At 66.1% G+C, this 16,379-nt stretch carries 14 protein-coding genes; all 14 read right to left on the bottom strand.

Annotation, left to right across the window (positions count from 1 at the left end):
* Nucleotides 1-16 precede the first annotated feature (16 nt).
* A complete protein-coding gene (pepN, locus tag C7C56_RS26625) occupies nucleotides 17-2,674 on the bottom strand; it encodes an aminopeptidase N (protein ID WP_106760357.1) in 2,658 nt (885 codons plus the stop codon).
* A gap of 68 nt (nucleotides 2,675-2,742) precedes the next feature.
* Entirely contained in the window at nucleotides 2,743-3,150 is a 408-nt protein-coding gene (locus tag C7C56_RS26630) for a hypothetical protein (RefSeq protein ID WP_106760358.1), read from the bottom strand.
* Nucleotides 3,151-3,206: 56 nt separating this feature from the next.
* Nucleotides 3,207-3,491, bottom strand: coding sequence for a helix-turn-helix domain-containing protein (locus C7C56_RS26635; protein WP_181373375.1), 285 nt, complete (start codon nucleotides 3,489-3,491; stop codon nucleotides 3,207-3,209).
* Nucleotides 3,492-3,499: 8 nt separating this feature from the next.
* Nucleotides 3,500-4,330, bottom strand: a complete 831-nt coding sequence (locus tag C7C56_RS26640) for an ABC transporter ATP-binding protein (protein WP_106760360.1) — start codon at nucleotides 4,328-4,330, stop codon at nucleotides 3,500-3,502.
* Nucleotides 4,327-5,121: an ABC transporter permease gene (locus tag C7C56_RS26645; RefSeq protein WP_106760361.1), complete on the bottom strand. Its 795-nt coding sequence runs from the start codon at nucleotides 5,119-5,121 to the stop codon at nucleotides 4,327-4,329. The genes C7C56_RS26640 and C7C56_RS26645 overlap by 4 nt, the downstream gene beginning before the upstream one ends.
* A gap of 85 nt (nucleotides 5,122-5,206) precedes the next feature.
* Nucleotides 5,207-6,997 carry an OmpA family protein gene (locus C7C56_RS26650; protein ID WP_106760362.1) on the bottom strand — a complete coding sequence of 597 codons (1,791 nt, stop codon included), beginning with the start codon at nucleotides 6,995-6,997 and terminating at the stop codon, nucleotides 5,207-5,209.
* A gap of 88 nt (nucleotides 6,998-7,085) precedes the next feature.
* Complete coding sequence (locus C7C56_RS26655) at nucleotides 7,086-8,114, bottom strand: hypothetical protein (RefSeq protein ID WP_106760363.1); 1,029 nt, start codon at nucleotides 8,112-8,114, stop codon at nucleotides 7,086-7,088.
* An 84-nt stretch (nucleotides 8,115-8,198) separates the two neighbouring features.
* The gene (locus C7C56_RS26660; RefSeq protein ID WP_146204660.1) at nucleotides 8,199-8,954 is read right to left on the bottom strand and encodes a hypothetical protein; all 756 of its coding nucleotides are present in this window, start codon (nucleotides 8,952-8,954) and stop codon (nucleotides 8,199-8,201) included.
* A 135-nt stretch (nucleotides 8,955-9,089) separates the two neighbouring features.
* Nucleotides 9,090-9,935, bottom strand: coding sequence for a DUF817 domain-containing protein (locus tag C7C56_RS26665; protein WP_106760365.1), 846 nt, complete (start codon nucleotides 9,933-9,935; stop codon nucleotides 9,090-9,092).
* 311 nt (nucleotides 9,936-10,246) lie between these two features.
* Nucleotides 10,247-12,298, bottom strand: a complete 2,052-nt coding sequence (gene paaZ / locus C7C56_RS26670; RefSeq protein ID WP_106760366.1) for a phenylacetic acid degradation bifunctional protein PaaZ — start codon at nucleotides 12,296-12,298, stop codon at nucleotides 10,247-10,249.
* A 26-nt stretch (nucleotides 12,299-12,324) separates the two neighbouring features.
* Nucleotides 12,325-12,921 carry a phenylacetic acid degradation protein PaaY gene (gene paaY, locus C7C56_RS26675; RefSeq protein WP_106760367.1) on the bottom strand — a complete coding sequence of 199 codons (597 nt, stop codon included), beginning with the start codon at nucleotides 12,919-12,921 and terminating at the stop codon, nucleotides 12,325-12,327.
* Between the two features lie 228 nt (nucleotides 12,922-13,149).
* Nucleotides 13,150-14,361 (bottom strand): 3-oxoadipyl-CoA thiolase, encoded by a 1,212-nt coding sequence (pcaF, locus tag C7C56_RS26680; RefSeq protein WP_106760392.1) that lies wholly within the window; start codon nucleotides 14,359-14,361, stop codon nucleotides 13,150-13,152.
* A complete protein-coding gene (gene paaI, locus C7C56_RS26685) occupies nucleotides 14,361-14,828 on the bottom strand; it encodes a hydroxyphenylacetyl-CoA thioesterase PaaI (protein ID WP_106760368.1) in 468 nt (155 codons plus the stop codon). Before paaI ends, pcaF begins: the two co-directional genes overlap by 1 nt.
* A complete protein-coding gene (gene paaH / locus C7C56_RS26690; protein ID WP_106760369.1) occupies nucleotides 14,821-16,377 on the bottom strand; it encodes a 3-hydroxyacyl-CoA dehydrogenase PaaH in 1,557 nt (518 codons plus the stop codon). Before paaH ends, paaI begins: the two co-directional genes overlap by 8 nt.
* Nucleotides 16,378-16,379: the final 2 nt, after the last annotated feature.

A 16,379-nucleotide genomic window follows, 5' to 3' on the forward strand; every position in this document is an offset into this window, starting at 1 on the left:
AATCTGCGTAACCGAACTAGGCTGCCGGCAGCGTCATCGCCGCGCCGATCCTCACGCAACGCGCGTCCTCCTCCAATGTGTCGCTTAGCGCGCGCCGGGTGCCCGCCGACAGCGCCGGGAACCGCTTGAGCGTGGCCGCCAGCCGCGCGACGCTCGCCTTGGTGCAGGTCGCCGGGATAAGCGTTTCGGCGTAGCTGCGCACAAACGGCAGCTCGGCCGACTTGTCGATGTCCACCAGCATGCGCAGCCGCTGGTCGGCGCTCGCCTCTTCCAAATCGCCCTGCCCGGGCGGATACAGGCTTTCCATGGCCGCGCGCAGACGCGCGAACGGCATGCGCGTTTTAGGGTCGCCGATCCTGGCCAGCCAGCGCCCCTTGACGGCCGCGTCGGGCCGCATGACGTCCGCCTCGAGCGCGGCGGCCTGCCCGGCGTCGGACTTGTCGCGCGCCAGTTCGACCCCGACCAGCGCGGCGCTGCCCGGCGCCGCATGCCGGTTGAGCTGCTTGATGATCGCCCAGCGCATGTCCTGGTTCGGCGTCTCGCCGCCGACGGCCAGCCGGCCCCCGAGGATCGCGGCCAGCTTGCCGAGCGCCTCCGGGCTGCTGGCCGTGCGCAGGTACAAATCGAACCAGTGCGCCAGCAAGGCGCCGTCGCTCTTGTGCCGCAGCACGCCGGCCCAGGCCATATGCTCGATCGCCAGACCGGTTTTGCGCGCGTGGTGCGAGCCGGGCGCGATCGCGTCGAGATAGGCCCGCGACGCGCCGATCTTGGCTACCACGGCGCCCAGCAGGGTACGGTCGTTCTCGTGCGGCGCATTGGCCAGGGCCGCGTCGATGAAGGCATTGAGAGGCAGCTCGGCGTCGAGCACCCCGTCCCACAGGCTTTGCCACAGCATCGTGCGCAAAAACGGATCCCCGACCTTGCCCAGACCGCGCCGCGCGGTCGCGAACGAGCGCGCGTCGAGCCGCACCTTGGCATAGCCCCAATCCCCATAGTTCGGATACACCAGGTCCGGGCAAGCCTGGCCGAGCATCTCCGGCACCGGCGTCGAGCCCCCCTTGTAGGTCAGCGCCAGCAGCTTGCCGCGCGTCAGGCGCGCGCCGTCGAGCGTGAACGCGGCCACCTGCACGCGCTGCTCGCGCAAGGTCGGCAGACCCGGGTTGGGCGCGTGCTGGTCGATGCTGAAGCGCGCCACCTTGCCGTCCTCGCAGCGAAAGTTGGCAGTGATGGTGTTGACGCCGGCCTCGCGCAGCCATTGCCGGGTCCAGGTCGACAAGTCGCGTCCGGCCGCCGCGCCAAGGCTGCCGGTGAAGTCTTCCAGCTTCGCGGTTTTATAGGCATGTTTGACGAGGTAGTCGTGCACGCCCTTGCGGAACACCTCCGCGCCCAGCACATGGCGCAATTGCTTGAGCGCCGCCGCGCCCTTGGCGTAGACGATGCCGTCGGCGTTGTCGAAGGCGTTCGCGGTCGAGGCCACGGGCGCCTCGATCGGATGGGTCGCCGCCGACTGGTCCTCGCGGTAGGCGCCCTGCTTCTCGCCCGCATAAAAGGTTTGCCACGCGCCCTTGAATTCGGTCGCCTCGGCGGTGGCGAGCGTGCCCATGAACGAAGCGAAGCTCTCGTTGAGCCACAAGCCGTTCCACCACTGCATGGTGACAAGGTCGCCGAACCACTGGTGCGCCATCTCGTGCATGATGTAGCTGGCGAGGTTTTCGCGCTGCTCCGGCGTCATCTCCGACTTGAACAAAAAGCCGTCCTCCGAGAACGTGACCGCGCCCACGTTCTCCATCGCGCCATACAAAAAATCGGGCACCAGCAGGTGGTCGTATTTGGCGAACGGATAAGGCACGCCGAAATACCCCTCGAAGAACGCCAGCCCGCTCTTGGTGTACCGGAACCAGTCGGCCGGCCGGACCTGCTCCGCCACCGATTGGCGCGCGAACAGGCGCAGCGGGTACTTGCCGCTGTTGTCCTCCCATACCTTGTACGGCCCCGCGTGCAGCGAGAAGGTGTACGGGCTCAGTCTCGGCGTCTTTGGAAAACTCCAGCGCCGCGTCGCGCCCAGTTCCCGCACCGCGCTTTCGCGCGTGGCCGAGACCACCTGCCAGTCGGCCGGCGCGCTCACGCTCAGGGTGAAGCTCGCCTTCAGGTCGGGCTGGTCGAACAGGGCGAACATCTGGTGCGCCGCCGACGGCTCGAACTGCGAATAGGTGTAGACCCTGCCGTCGGCCGGGTCGACCATGCGGTGCAGCCCTTCGCCGTTGGTGCTGTGGGCGCGCTCGTAGGCGACCGTGACGCTGTTGCGCCCCTTGCGCAGGTGGCGCGGCGCGAGCGTGATGAACCACCGGTTGTAGCGCGGCGCGACCGCCTTGCCGTTGACCAGCAGCGCGGTGATGTTGGCGTTTTCGAGGTCGAGCGTGAGCGGCGCGGCCGTGTCGCGCAGGTCGAAGCCGATGGTGCTGGTGCCTTTGAAACGCGCGGCGCCGCTCAGGGAGATGTCGAGCGCGTAGTCGACATTGGACACCCGCGCCGAACGTGCCGCCGCATCGGCCTGCGACAGATGGGCATTGTGCGCGCGCGCCGGGGCGTCCGCGCGCGCAAAGACTGCGCCCGCGCACAACGCCAGGATGGCACAGAGCGCGGCGGCGCCCGGACGGCGGATCGGCAGATGCATGCGGGTCTTCGCAGAAGAGGAAGCGGCGCCGCGAGGGCGCCGCAAGGTGGGGCCGGCCGGCGCCGGTGTCAGGAGCGGCGCAGCGAGCGCGCGAACAGGCCCAGGCCGCCGACCGTCAGGACCAGGATGATGATCAGATTGAGCAAGGTCATCGTGCGGAAGTTGATGCTCAGGCTGGCGATCACGCCGAAGATGATGGCCGCCAGCGAGCCGCACGCGAGGATCCAGCCCCACGGCGCGCGCGCGTTGTAAAAAATCCAGCCGACCCCGAACATGAAGGGGATCAGCAAGGCGCCGCCCGAGACGTTCCATCCGCCGCCGTAGGAGATGCGGTACAGCGGGGCGCCAAAGCCCCAGCTGTTCGACACCACTATATTGTCGAGCAACATGAAGCCGCCGGCGCAGGCCATGATCAAGCCCATGAAGAAAGCGAGCGAGCCGCCCGATGTGCCACCGGCACCGCGTTGTGAATTCATTCTGAAGTTCTCCTTGACCTGCAACTGACTGATAAAAATGCGCCAACACCGGCGCGCTAGGCTAGTTCCTTGCCGCGGCGTGGCACCAGCAGTTCGTCGGGGGTGCAGCCGAGCACCCGGCACAGGCTGCTCAAGAGCTTGATGTCGAGCTGCTTGGGCTCCTGGTACACGAGGCGCGAAATGCTGCTCGCGCTGACCGGGCAGCCGTCGCGCGCGAGCGCGTCCTGCAGGTCCTTGGCGAACTTGATGCCGCGGTCGGCCATGACCGCGTGCAGGCGCCAGTCTAGCCCCGTCAGGCTGCCTGGTTTGGCTTCGCCCCCGCCCTCCACCGCTTCTCGCATGCTGCCTCCTACAGTTCGGCGAACTGGCGCTTGATGCGCTTGGTGAGCTCGAAAAACTCCGGCCGCGACTCGATGTCCGGATCCCATGCCATGCCCATCTCGGCCAGGTTGATGACCTCCTGGATGCGCGCGCCGGGCACCGGGTTGCCCTTGTCGTCGCGGTCGCGCCCGAGGACCCAGACCGTGTCGGCGATCGCGATCGCGCTTTCGATATCGTGCGTGACGACGATCATGGTGTTGAGGTCGTGCTTGCCCGAGACGCCGGCGATGGTTTCGCACACGCGCCGCTTGGCCAGCGGATCGAGTCCCGAAAAAGGCTCGTCCATGAGCAGGAAGTGCGAGCTGCACAGCAGCTGCTGCGCGATCGCGATGCGCTGGCGCTGTCCGCCCGAGAGCGACTGCGGATACGACATCGCCTTGTCCTCGAGGTGGAACTCCTCGAGCATGGCGACGGCTTTCTCGCGCGCCTGCTTCGGATCCTTGGTGTGGCGCGACGCCGCCACGAGCAGGTTGCCGAGCACCGTGCGGTGGTTGAACAAGGGGTAATGCTGCGCCACCACGCCGACCTCGCCGGGCATCACCTGGGTGGTGCTGCTCTTGAGCCGGATCGAGCCCGAGTTCGGCCGTTGCAGGCCGGCGATGCAGCGGAACAGCTGGGTCTTGCCGCTGCCCGATGGCCCCAGCAGCGCCACGACCTGACCCTGCTGCATCCCGTCGCGCACGATGTTGTCGATCTTCGCGTCGAGTTTTTTCAGCACCGGTTTGTCGTACGAGACGCAGACGCCTTCGATCGTGAGCAGGCGCTCGCCGACGGTAAATTCCTTCAACACCGCGCTCATGCCGCGCCTCCTTCTTTGCCGAGCCGCGAATGCGGGCACATGGCGTCCTTGAGCAGGCCGAGGAACTTGTCCTGCGTGAGGCCGTAGACCAGGATCGTGATCTGGATCGCGAACACGCCGGCGAGCAGGAAGTAGCGGTTCTGGTTGAGCAGCATGGCGCCGATGCCGCCCTCGGAACGGGTCATGCCCTCGACCAGCGTGAGCAGGGTCCAGCCGACCGCCGCGTTCTGGCGCACCAGGTCGAGCGTGACATCGGCCTTGCCGAGCAGGACCACCTCGCCCGTGATGCGCCAGTGCTTCATGCCCAGCGTGCGGCAGTGGTCGACCTGCTCCTGCGGCATGGCCCTGATCTCGGCCAGCAGGCCGGTGACCATGAACACGAACATCCCGAACGAGAGCAGCGAGATGCGCAGCCAGTACGAATCGCTCGACATCAGCATGAACACGTAGGTCAGGCCGGCGAAGCCGAGGAAGCGCAGCGACGACGAAAACCGCGCCAGCGGCTGGAACATGGGCGCCGTGCTCAGGGCCGCCACCAGGACCGCGGCGACGGTGGATATGAGCAGCGAGACGAGGCTGATCTTGACGCTGCTCCACAGCTCGAACATGAGGTCCTGGTTGCGCACCAGGTCGACCCAGGACGTGATGACCTCGAGCGGCGTGGGCAGCGACTTGGAATCGCTGGCCGACCAGATGAGCACCGCCAGCAGGGCCTGCACCGCGAACACGATCTTGATGTGCGAGGGCGCGACCGGTGTAAAGGGGAGGAATAGATTCGATGCCTTTTGCATGTGGCCGCGTTCCCGTCAGATGTGGAGGTGAGGAGGAGAAAAAAACAGCGGCCGGCGCATGCGCGCGCCGGCCGCCGGTGCCGCTTTACTCGGTGCGGATGAGCGAGACTTCGACGCGCCGGTTCTTGGCCTTGCCCTCGGCCGTGCTGTTGTCCGAGACCGGCTGCTGGTCGCCATAGGCGCGGGTGCGCAGGCGCTCTTTGGGGAACGAGGACGGCGCGTTCGCCTGCAGCCACTGGCTGATCGCTTCGGCGCGGCGCTTCGACAGGGCCAGGTTGGCGAGCGGGTCGCCGCTGCTGTCGGTGTGGCCGGCGATCTGCACCGCCAGGCCCGACACCGTGATCTGGTCGATCATCTGCTCGAGCACGGGGATCGCCTCGGGACGGAAGGTGGCCTTGCCGCTGTCGAATTCGACCGCCCACGAACGCTTCGAGAAGGTCGAGGTGGCCGGCGCGTTCTGGGTGAACGCCGGCACGTCCGGACGCACGGCGGCGGCCGCGGCCGAGCCGCTCGCGAGTGCCTGCAGGTAGCGCGTGTTGACCACTTTGTCGTAGGCGATCAGCTCCGGCATATCCTTCGGATACATCTCTTTGGCGATGTTGCCGAACACCGTGTAGACGCGCTTGTACAGGTTGTCGTTGCCGTTCAGGCCGAACAGGAACAGGTTGTCGGCCAGGTTGTTGGTGGTCGAGCCGCCAAGGCTGATCGGGTGTCCCTGCTTGTCGTTTTCAACGACGCCCTTGTGGTACTTGGCCCACCACTGCGCGTCCTGCTCCTTCATGACCTTGGCCAGGATGCCGGTGCCGATCAGGAGGTTGGCGTCGCTGGACTTGACCGCGTCGCTGCCCTCGAAGGCGGCGGCGAGCATGTTGCTCACGTACTCAGGGTGCTTCTCCATCCACTGCTTGTTGCCGATGATCGTGGACGGCATCTGCCACATGTATTCCTTGGTCGAGGCGACCGAGGCCAGGCCGCCCACTTCGCGCGCCACCTTGACGTCGCCCGGGGTCCAGGTCGCGGTGCCGTTCTGGCACACCCGGCGGTTCTCGCCGGTGGCCCTGCCCTTGCTGACGACGGGGCGGGTTTCGCACGCGCCCTTGGAGGCGGCGATCAGTTTTTCGTCGGCTTCGACGAAGGAGGTCGTGGAGACGAAGTTCATCGCCTCCGGATCGTAGGTGCGCACATCGGGATTGACCGGGATCTTGTTGTCGGCGGCGTACTTGACGCAGATGTTCCAGTCGCCGTCGCGCAGCACCGCGCCGATCAGGGAACCGCGCGCCTTTTGCGGATTGGACGCCACTTCGAGCGGCAGCATGCACTTGTCCTCGCCGCGCGAGTAGCCGACCGCGCCGACCACCTCGATCTGCTGGCCCATCTTCTCGAGCGCGGCCTTGGCCGAACTGGCGTAACCGGGCAGCGCGTCGCCCATGATGATGACGAAGGCCGCGCCCTTGGTCGGCTGGTCGACGCCGGCCGCCACTTCGGCCGCGAACAGGGCCTGCTCGGCCACCATCTGCGCGTAGTCGTCCTGGCGCTCGAGCAGCAGGTTCACGCCGCGCCTGGCCATCAGGCTGCCCGGCTTGGTGCTGGCGTCGCCGTTGGCGAAATGCAGCGCCGCGGTCGCGTTCCAGGGAATGACCAGCATCTTCGGCATGTAATTGCCGCCGCCTTGCGGCACGGCCGCTGTGTCGATCGCGGCGCCCGCGCCCTGCGGGCCGGTGCCGGCGGCGACCGGCATATCGAGCCCGGTCGGGACGATGCTCGCGCTGGTCTCGCCGCGCAGGCCGCCGCTGCCGAAGTATTTGTTGATGCCGTAGACCGCGCCGCCGATGACGGCGACGATCAGGATGAGCCTTGGAATGGGCTTGAGTGCCATTGGAATTCCCTTTATTTATATCTGGTAGTGGCCGCGAACGCGCGCGGCCCGGATTGCGTGTGCGTGTGCGTGTGCGTGTGCGTGCTGCTTAAGACTTGTCGAACCACTGGACGTCGGTCGTATTGACGCGCACGGCCTCTTTTTCCGGCGTCATCGACATCTTGACGCTCGCCGAGGGATTGTTCTCGATCAGCAGGCGCTTGGAGTCGCCCAGCACGATCGAATCGGCGTTCTTCTCCCAGTCCTCGAGCATCTTCATGGCGTCGGCCTCGTAGACGCCGTTTTGCAGGTCGACCGAGGACATGAACGAGTCTGACATGCGCACGAAGTCCTCGATCTCGCCGATCTTCATCGCGTAGTCGGCGGCCAGGTATTCGTTGGCCATGTTGAACATCTCCTTGGCGTCGGGGTCGCCATTGATGATGCTCATCGCCGACTTCATGGCAGAATGGGCGGCGTCGGCCATCTCCTTCTTGCGCATCTTGACTTCGATTTCCTGCTTCATGTCCTCGATCAGGAAGTTCGACACGTCCTGGTATTTGATCAGCACGCGGTACAGCAACTCGAGCTTGGCGAGCAAATCCTGGTAGGTGATGTTGGCCTCGGCCATGCGGCCGGCCTTGCGCGCCTGCAAAGCGATGACCGTCGCCTTGCCCTCTTTTTGCGCCTCGTTGACCATCTTGAGGGCGCCCGACTTGACCTTCTCGTTCTTCTGGATCTCCTCCTTGCAGGCGCGGATCATGCCGCTAAGCTGCGCGATGCGCTTGTTCATGTTCTCGAGCTTGCCTTGCAGCTCGACCACATAGTTCTTCATGATGCCGATCGGATCGATCTCGACGAACACTTGGGTGATCTTGCGCATCATGCTCATGTACATGTACTTGCCGAGGCGCCAGAAGCGCTTGTCGGTGACGATGAAGCCGAGCACGACGGCGACCACGCCGAGCGCGATCGCGGTGATCGTGTTCTGCAGCAAGGTGATGATGTAAGGCAGCGCCTGGTAAAGCAGATAGCCCGCGCCCCCGATCAGGGCCACGCCGAAAATCTGGCCGGTAACGCCCTCGGGGCGCTCCCAGAAGCCCTTCGGTTTGAAATCCTTCGGAGCGTTCTCGATCATGTTGACATCCTTTGCTGGGGGTGGGGCGGTAGAAAAGATAGAAAAAGCGGGGGCGAGGGCGAAGCGCGCGGCTGCGCGCCGCGCCTAGGCCAGGTACTTGAGAATTTTGGCCTTGGCGCCGGTCAGGCTCTCGCGCACGGCGGCGGCGGCGGCGTCGAACTGGCGCTGCACGGCGGCGATCGCCTTCTGGTTTTCGTCGACCGCGCGGTCGATCTCGGCGGCGCGCTGGCGGTCGCGTTGGACGCCATCCTCGATCGCGCGCACCTTCTCCTCGAGCTCGCGGCGCAGGTTGGCCACCTGCGCGTTGGCCGCGTCGATCCTGGCCTTGAGGTTGGTCGACTCGTCGACGCGCGACTGCACGTCCTGGAACTGCTTGCTCTTGGCCTGCACCGCGAAGCGCGCCACCTCCTCCGCGAGCACCTCCATGTGCTGCAGGTCGATCGCCTGCACCACCTGCTCGAGCGTGCGGTTCTTCTTGATGACGGCGAAGGCGGCGCGGTAGCGCGTCATCTCGTCGGGGATGATCTCCTCGAGCGGCGTCATGGCCTCGGTCAGGGCGGTGTAGGCCGTGGCGCGCGCGAGCGTGACGGACAGCAGGCTGGCGAACATCGGCGAGTCCTGCGACGCGGGGGCCGTGAATGACGGCGCCGGCGCCGACGGCGACTGGCCCGGGTTGCCGCGGGCGGCGGCGCCGGCGGCCGGGGCCGGCGCGGCCGCGGCCGGCGCTTCGGCGGGGGCGCGCTTGGCCGGAACCTCGTCCTCGAGGATCATGCCTTTCAAACCACTCAGGAAGCGTGAGCCAAAACTTTCCTCGCCGCCGCCGTCTTCGTTCTGAGCCATCTGCATCCCCTATTTAGTCGCGTTTTGAGAGAAAATTTCCCGAACATCGGTAATATATGAGGGTGATATAACACTGTCAAGAATTCTTGGCTGCATTTCCCAATTGTTGTAAAAAAAGCAGGTCGGGCCCGCCTCTTATACAGACACATGGATGCGCGCCTTGATGTGCTTGAGATGGATGATGATCGTGAAAGTCATAATCACCAGCAACGACCAGGCGCTCCACTTGCCCACATGGACCACCGACCACGTTCCCATCTGATCAGGATAGCGCCAGACGCCGCCAAAGGTGCTGATGTTCTCGCCAAGCCAGATGAAAAACCCGATGAGCACAAAGGCGAGCGGCAGCGGCATGCTGCGCTCGCGGTCAAACGGGCGATACACCACGCTGGTGCGCGCATACAGGCCCAGCGCGCAGGCGGCGAGATAGAAGCGATAGTCGCCGATGTAATGGCGGGTGAAAAAGTTCGCGTAGATCAGCACCGCGATCAGGGTGGCCATCCAGTACGGCGGATGGTGGCGGATGCGCAGCTTGAACAAGCGCCAGGCCTGGATCATGTAGCTGCCGACCGAGGCGTACATGAACCCCGCAAACAGCGGCACGTTGAACAGCTTGGTGAAGGCTGGATCGGGATAGCTCCACGACCTGATGCCGCTGGAGGTCTTGAACACCTCGAGCGCGAAGCCGACCAGGTGGAACACGCAGACGGCCTTGATTTCATCGGCGCTCTCGAGGCCGGACCACAGCATCCAGGCCTGGATGGCGATGGCGACCAGCAGCAGGACGTCGTAGCGCGGCAGGCCGAACACGCCCGCGCGCGGCACCAGGAACACGGCCGCGAAGAACAGGACGACGAACAGGCAGGCGCGCGCGTTTTTTACGCCAAAATACCAGAACTCGAGGCCGAAGCGGCGCATGCCGACGAGGCCGGGCCGGGCCGGTGGATTGATCAGGTGCTGATCGAGTGCTTGCAGGAGCATGGCGGGCGCGTGAATGCTTGCGCCAGGGCGCAAATGAACCGACATGGTGCCCTAAGGAGCCGTGAATAAATAAGTGTGACAATTGGGCGGCTCTGGCGGGACGGATTGCAAAGCAATCCGGGCACCGCAAGTTCTTCGCCGCGATGCAAGGCGCGAGAAGGAGTCATAGCGAGCTATGGCGACGACGAAGGCGGTCTGCAAGAACGCCGAGGCAGCAGCGCGCCCGTCAGGGCTGATCCAATTGTTACAGTTATTTTTGAACGACTCCTAAGCACCATGCCGAAGCAAGCTCGCCATCCGCAGCCCAGAAATCAGGCGCGCTTCATCACCAGCGTCAGGATGTCGTAGCTGGCGACCAGCTCCTCGTTCTGGTTGGTGACCTGCACGTCCCACGCGACCACGCCCTGGCCCACGCCCTTCTCGTCGACGCGGTTGCGGTCGACCTTGCGCTTGCAGGTCAGGCGCGCGCGGATGGTGTCGCCGATCGCCACCGGCGTGATGAAGCGCAGGTTGTCGAGGCCATAGTTGGCCAGCACCGGACCGGGCGCGGGCGAGACGAACAAGCCGGCCGCCGCCGACAGCACGAAGTAGCCGTGCGCGATGCGCTTGCCGAACTGCGAATCCTTGGCCGCGATCTCGTCGAAGTGCATGTAGAAGAAGTCGCCCGAGATGCCGCCGAAGGCGACGATGTCGGCCTCGGTGACGGTGCGCCGGTGGGTGAGCAGCGAATCGCCCATCTCGAGCTCCTCGAAGTACTTGCGGAACGGGTGCAGCGGAGCTTCTTTCACCGCCGCGCCGCGCACATACTCTCCCGTGACGGCGGCGATCATGGTCGGCGAGCCTTGCAGCGCGGCGCGCTGCAGGAAGTGGCGCACCGCGCGGATGCCGCCGAGCTCCTCGCCGCCGCCGGCGCGGCCGGGGCCACCGTGTTTGAGCTGAGGCAGCGGCGAGCCGTGGCCGGTCGAATCGACCGCCGCTTCACGGTCGAGCACCAGCACGCGGCCGTGCGAGGCGGCCATAACCGGCACCGCGCGCGCGGCGACCATCGGATCGCGCGTGACGAGCGTGCTGACCAGGCTGCCCTTGCCGCGCGCGGCCAGCGCCAGCGCCTCGTCCAGATCGTTATAGGCCATCATCGTGCTGACCGGACCGAAGGCCTCGACATCGTGCACCGCATCGTTGGCGAAACCGTCGCGGCACAGCACCAGCGTCGGCGCGAAGAAGGCGCCCAGGTGCGCGCCCTCGCCTTTTGGCGCAAAGCCGTCGGCGGCGCCGAACAGGATCTCGTTGCCCTTGGCGAGCATGGCCAGGCGCTCGCCGACATCGCGCTGCTGGTCGAGCGAGGCGAGCGCGCCCATGCGCACGCCCTCGATCGACGGATCGCCGACGACGATCTTGGCGAGCCGCTCGCGCAGCCTGGCGCCGACCGCCCCGACATGCTTTTGCGGCACGATGATGCGGCGGATCGCGGTGCACTTCTGGCCGGACTTGCCGGTCATCTCGCGCGCGACCTCCTTGACGAACAACTCGAATTCGACATCGTCGGGCGAGACATCGGGGCCGAGGATGGCGCAGTTGAGCGAATCGGCTTCGGCCGTGAACGGGACCGAATTGGCGATCAGGTTTTTGTTCACGCGCAGCATGGCGGCGGTGTCGGCCGAGCCGGTGAAGGTGACGGCGTCGAAGCCGGTCAGGCGGTCGAGCAGGTCGCCGGTGCTGCCGATGACGAGCTGCAGGCTGCCGGCCGGGAGCAGGCCCGAATCGTCGATCATGCGGACCACGGCCTCGGTCAGATAGCTGGTCGCGGTGGCCGGCTTGCCGATGCACGGCATGGCCGCCAAAAAGCTCGGCGCGAATTTTTCGAGCAGACCCCAGATCGGGAAGTTGAAGGCGTTGATATGCACCGCCAAGCCGCCGCGCGGCACCAGGATGTGGGTGCCTGCGAAGCCGCCGTTCTTGCCGAGAGCGAGCACCGGACCCTCGTGCAGCACATTGCTCGACGGGAGTTCGCGGCTGCCCATGCTGGCGTAGGCGAACAGGGTGCCGATGCCGCCCTCGATGTCGACCCAGCTGTCGGGGCGGGTGGCGCCGGTCAGGTGCGAGACCTTGTAGAGCTCCTCCTTGCGCTCCATGAGGTACAGGGCGAGCGCCTTGAGGCGCGCGGCGCGCTGCTGGAAGTCGAGCGCCATCAGGGCCGGCACGCCCTGCTTGCGGGCGAAGGTGACGGCCTCGTCGAAATCGATTTTTTCGGCGTGGGTGTGATAGATGAGCGAGCTGTCGAGGGCGCTGTGCAGCGGGACATTGGCTTCGGCGCCGAGCCAGCGGCCGCCGATCAGGCTTTGCAGGGTTGATACTGTGGGCATGGGTTTCTCCAGAAAGGAATCAGATATTATTTTTTAGGCGCGTGCATCTCGGGCCCGAGATCGATGCGAGGGCGATTGGCTTCGACCTCGGTGAGCGCCTCGACCGCGTGCATCGACTCGAACGAGCGCACGGCGAGCGCGTGGTACTGGCTGGTGCCAAAGCTTTTCCAGGCGATTTCCTTATCGGTCAACTCGCGCATGACGCGCGCGGGCGCGCCCATGACCATGGACCGTGGCGCAATCACCATGCCGGCCTTGACGAAGCTCATGGCGGCCACGATCGACTCCTCGCCGACGACGGCCTTGTCCATGACGACGGCGTTCATGCCGACCATTGCATTGCGCCGGATGCGGCAGCCATGGAGCACGGCGCCGTGGCCGATATGGCCGTCGACCTCGACGACGGTATCCTCGCCGGGAAAGCCGTGCATGACGCAAGTGTCCTGCAGGTTGGCGCCCTCCTCGAGGATAAGGCGGCCGAAGTCGCCGCGCATCGACGCGAGCGGCCCGATATAGCAGCGCGGGCCGACGATGACATCGCCGATCAGGACCGCGCTCGGATGGACGAACGCGCTCGGATGGACGACCGGCGTGACGCCGTTAATTTCATAAACCTTAACCATACCGGCTCCCAACAATTTCACAACCGGGGTCTGACCCCACTTGAGAAATATTCCTTAACCGGGGTCAGACCCCGGTTACAAAATATTTCCAATAAGCCGCGCCTGTTTTGGATTCTCACCCTTAACGGCACCGAAGTTGACCAATTGTTTAAATGATTTTGAAACTGGGGTCTGACCCCACTTACGAAATGTTTCATAAGTGGGGTCAGACCCCGGTTGCGGAATGTTTTATACGCGCTCGATGATCAGGGCTATGCCCTGGCCGACGCCGATGCACATCGTGCACAGGGCGTAGCGCCCGCCCGTGCGGTGCAGTTGGTTGACCGCGCTCGTCACCAACCGCGCGCCCGAGGCCCCCAAAGGGTGCCCGATCGCGATCGCGCCGCCGTTAGGGTTCACGTGCGCCGCGTCGTCCGCCAAGCCCAAGGCGCGCGTCACCGCCAGGCCCTGCGCGGCGAAAGCTTCGTTTAACTCGATGACGTCCATCTGACCGATCGTCAGGCCGGTCTGCGCCAGCACCTTGAGCGTCGCCGGCGCCGGGCCGTAGCCCATGATGCGCGGCGCCAGACCGGCCGTCGCCATGCCGACAATGCGCGCGCGCGCGGTCAGTCCACAGCGGCCAGCCGCCGCGCCAGAGGCGATCAGGATCGCGCAGGCGCCGTCGTTCAGGCCCGAGGCGTTGCCGGCGGTGACGCTGCCGTCCGGGCGCACCACGCCTTTGAGCTTGGCCAGCATTTCGATCGTGGTGTCTGGGCGCGGGTGCTCGTCGCTCGCCACCACGCGCGCCTCACCCTTCTTTTGGGCGATGCTGACGGCGACGATTTCTTCGGCGAAGTGGCCGGACGCGTTGGCTTTAGCCCAGCGCTGCTGGCTGCGCAGCGCGAACGCGTCCTGGTCGGCGCGGCTGATGTCGAATTGCTGGGCCACGTTTTCGGCCGTCTCGGGCATGCTGTCGATCCCGTGCGCCGCCTTCATCAGCGGGTTCACGAAGCGCCAGCCGAGCGTCGTGTCCTCGATCTTCGGCGAGCGCGCAAAGGCGCTGTCGGCTTTGCCCATCACGAACGGGGCGCGCGTCATGCTCTCGACGCCGCCGGCGATGATCAGTTGCGCTTCGCCCGATTTGATCGCCCGCGCGCCGATGCCCACCGCGTCAAGGCTCGAGCCGCACAAGCGGTTGATCGTGCTGGCCGGGACTTCGACCGGCAAGCCGGCCAGCAGCGCCGCCATGCGCGCGACGTTGCGGTTGTCCTCTCCGGCCTGGTTGGCGCAGCCGTAGTAAAGGTCGTCGACCGCGGTCCAGTCCACGCCCGGATTTCGCGCCATCAGTGCGGCGATCGGCAGTGCGCCAAGATCGTCGGCGCGCACGCCCGCCAAGGCCCCGCCGTAGCGGCCGAACGGGGTGCGGACGGCGTCGCAAATGTAGGCTTCGTTTTGTAGTATCACGTCTGCTGCTCCTGGGTTTTTTCGGTGTGTTGTTGGTCGACCACGAGGCCGCTCACGCGGTGCGATTTGCCCCGGAAAAGCGCGATCGCGCGCCCGTCCTGGTTGCTGACCTTGATGTCGTAGACGCCGGTTTTTCCGGCCAGCGCCTGTTCGCACGCTTCGGCCGTGAGCACGTCGCCCTCGCGCCCCGGCACCAGGAAGTCGATGCTGCAGCCCGCCGCCACGGTGTTGAAGTTGTGCGAATTGCAGGCGAACGCGAAGGTGCTGTCGGCCAGCGCGAAGATGAAGCCGCCGTGGCAGATCTGGTGGCCGTTGATCATGTCGGCGCGCACCGGCATCGTCATGCGCGCGTAACCGGGTCGGACCTCGGCCAGCTGCATGCCCAGCCCGCGGCTGGCCAGGTCGCGCTCGAACATGGTTTTGCCGGCCAATTCGGCCAGCGCCAGCGCCTGCGGATCAACCATGGAACCGCGCTCCGCCCGCCAGTTTGCGGCGCAGCAGCGGCGACACGCGGTAGCGGTCCTCGCCGTAGGTCGCGGCCAGGTTCGACAGCACCGTGACGATGTGCGCCAGCCCGACCGAATCGGCCCAGGCCAGCGGTCCGTGCGGATAGTTGACGCCCTTTTGCATGGCGATGTCGACCGCCTCGGCGCTGCACACGCCCTGGTTGACGGCGTCGGCCGCCTCGTTGGCGAGCATGGCGACGGTGCGCATCACGGCCATGCCGGGCACGTCGTCGAGCCGGGTGACCGCGAAGCCGGACGCCTGGAACAGGCCGACCACCGCGTGATAGGCGCTGTCGCTGCACTGGTCGGCGCGCGCGAGCGCGATGCGGGTGGCGCCGGCGCAATCGAGCGCGAGGTCGTACAGCACGGTGTCGGCGTGCTTGTTGGCGGCCGCGCGTTCGGTGGCCGTGCGGCCGTCGGTCAGGAACACGGCCGCGCCATGGCAGTGGAAGGCCGCCGCCTCGTGCTCGCCGGCGCCCGGCAGCGGGTCGCGGTGCTTGACCACGAATCCGGCCTCTTTAAGGCGCAGTTCCATCGGCGCCGTCACCGAGCCTTTTGCGTCGGGCTCGATGCTGATGTTGACGGCGCCGGGCCGCGCTTGTGGCGCTTCTTCCAGTACCGCCGCCTTGGCCGCGTCGTCGCCGTAGCGGTAGAAGCCGCGCCCCGATTTGCGGCCCAAAAAGCCCGCGTTGACCATCTCTTGCTGCAGCACCGAGGGGGTGAAGCGCGGGTCGCCGAAATAGGCGTTGAAGACCGACTGCGTGACCGAGAAATTGACGTCGTGGCCGATCAGGTCCATCAGCTCGAATGGCCCCATGCGGAACCCGCCGGCCTCGCGCATGACCGCGTCGAGCGTGGCGGCGTCGGCCGCCCGCTCCGACAGCAGGCGCAGCGCCTCGGCGTAGAACGGGCGCGCCACGCGGTTGACGATGAAGCCCGGCGTCGACTTCGCGTGCACCGGGTTCTTGCCCCAGGCAGCGGCCGTCGCGAAGACGGTGTCGGCGACGGCGGGCGCGGTGGCCAAGCCGCTGATCACTTCGACCAGCGCCATCAGCGGCACGGGGTTGAAGAAATGCATGCCGACCAGCCGCTCCGGGCGGCGCAATTTGGCCGCGATCGCGGTGACGGAAATCGATGAGGTGTTGGTGGCGAGGATGCACCCGTCGCCGACGATGCCTTCGAGGTCGGCGAACAGCGCGCGCTTGACGTCGAGGTTCTCGACGATCGCCTCGATCACGATGGCCGCGCCGGCCACGTCCTTCAGGCTGGCGACGCCGGCCAGGCGCGCGCGCGCGGCGTCGGCGTCGACGGCGTCCATGCGGCCCTTGTCGACCAGCTTGCCGTACATCTTGCCGATGTCGGCGATCGCCTTGTCCACCGCTTCAGCGCGGGTGTCGAACAGGCGCACCTGGTAGCCAGATGCCGCGGCGACCTGCGCGATGCCCGCGCCCATGGCGCCGCTGCCGATGACGGCGACGATGCTGCCTTTTTCGAGTGCGTTCGTCATCG

This window comes from Massilia glaciei (genome assembly GCF_003011895.2).
In the GTDB taxonomy this organism is placed as follows: domain Bacteria; phylum Pseudomonadota; class Gammaproteobacteria; order Burkholderiales; family Burkholderiaceae_D; genus Telluria_A; species Telluria_A glaciei.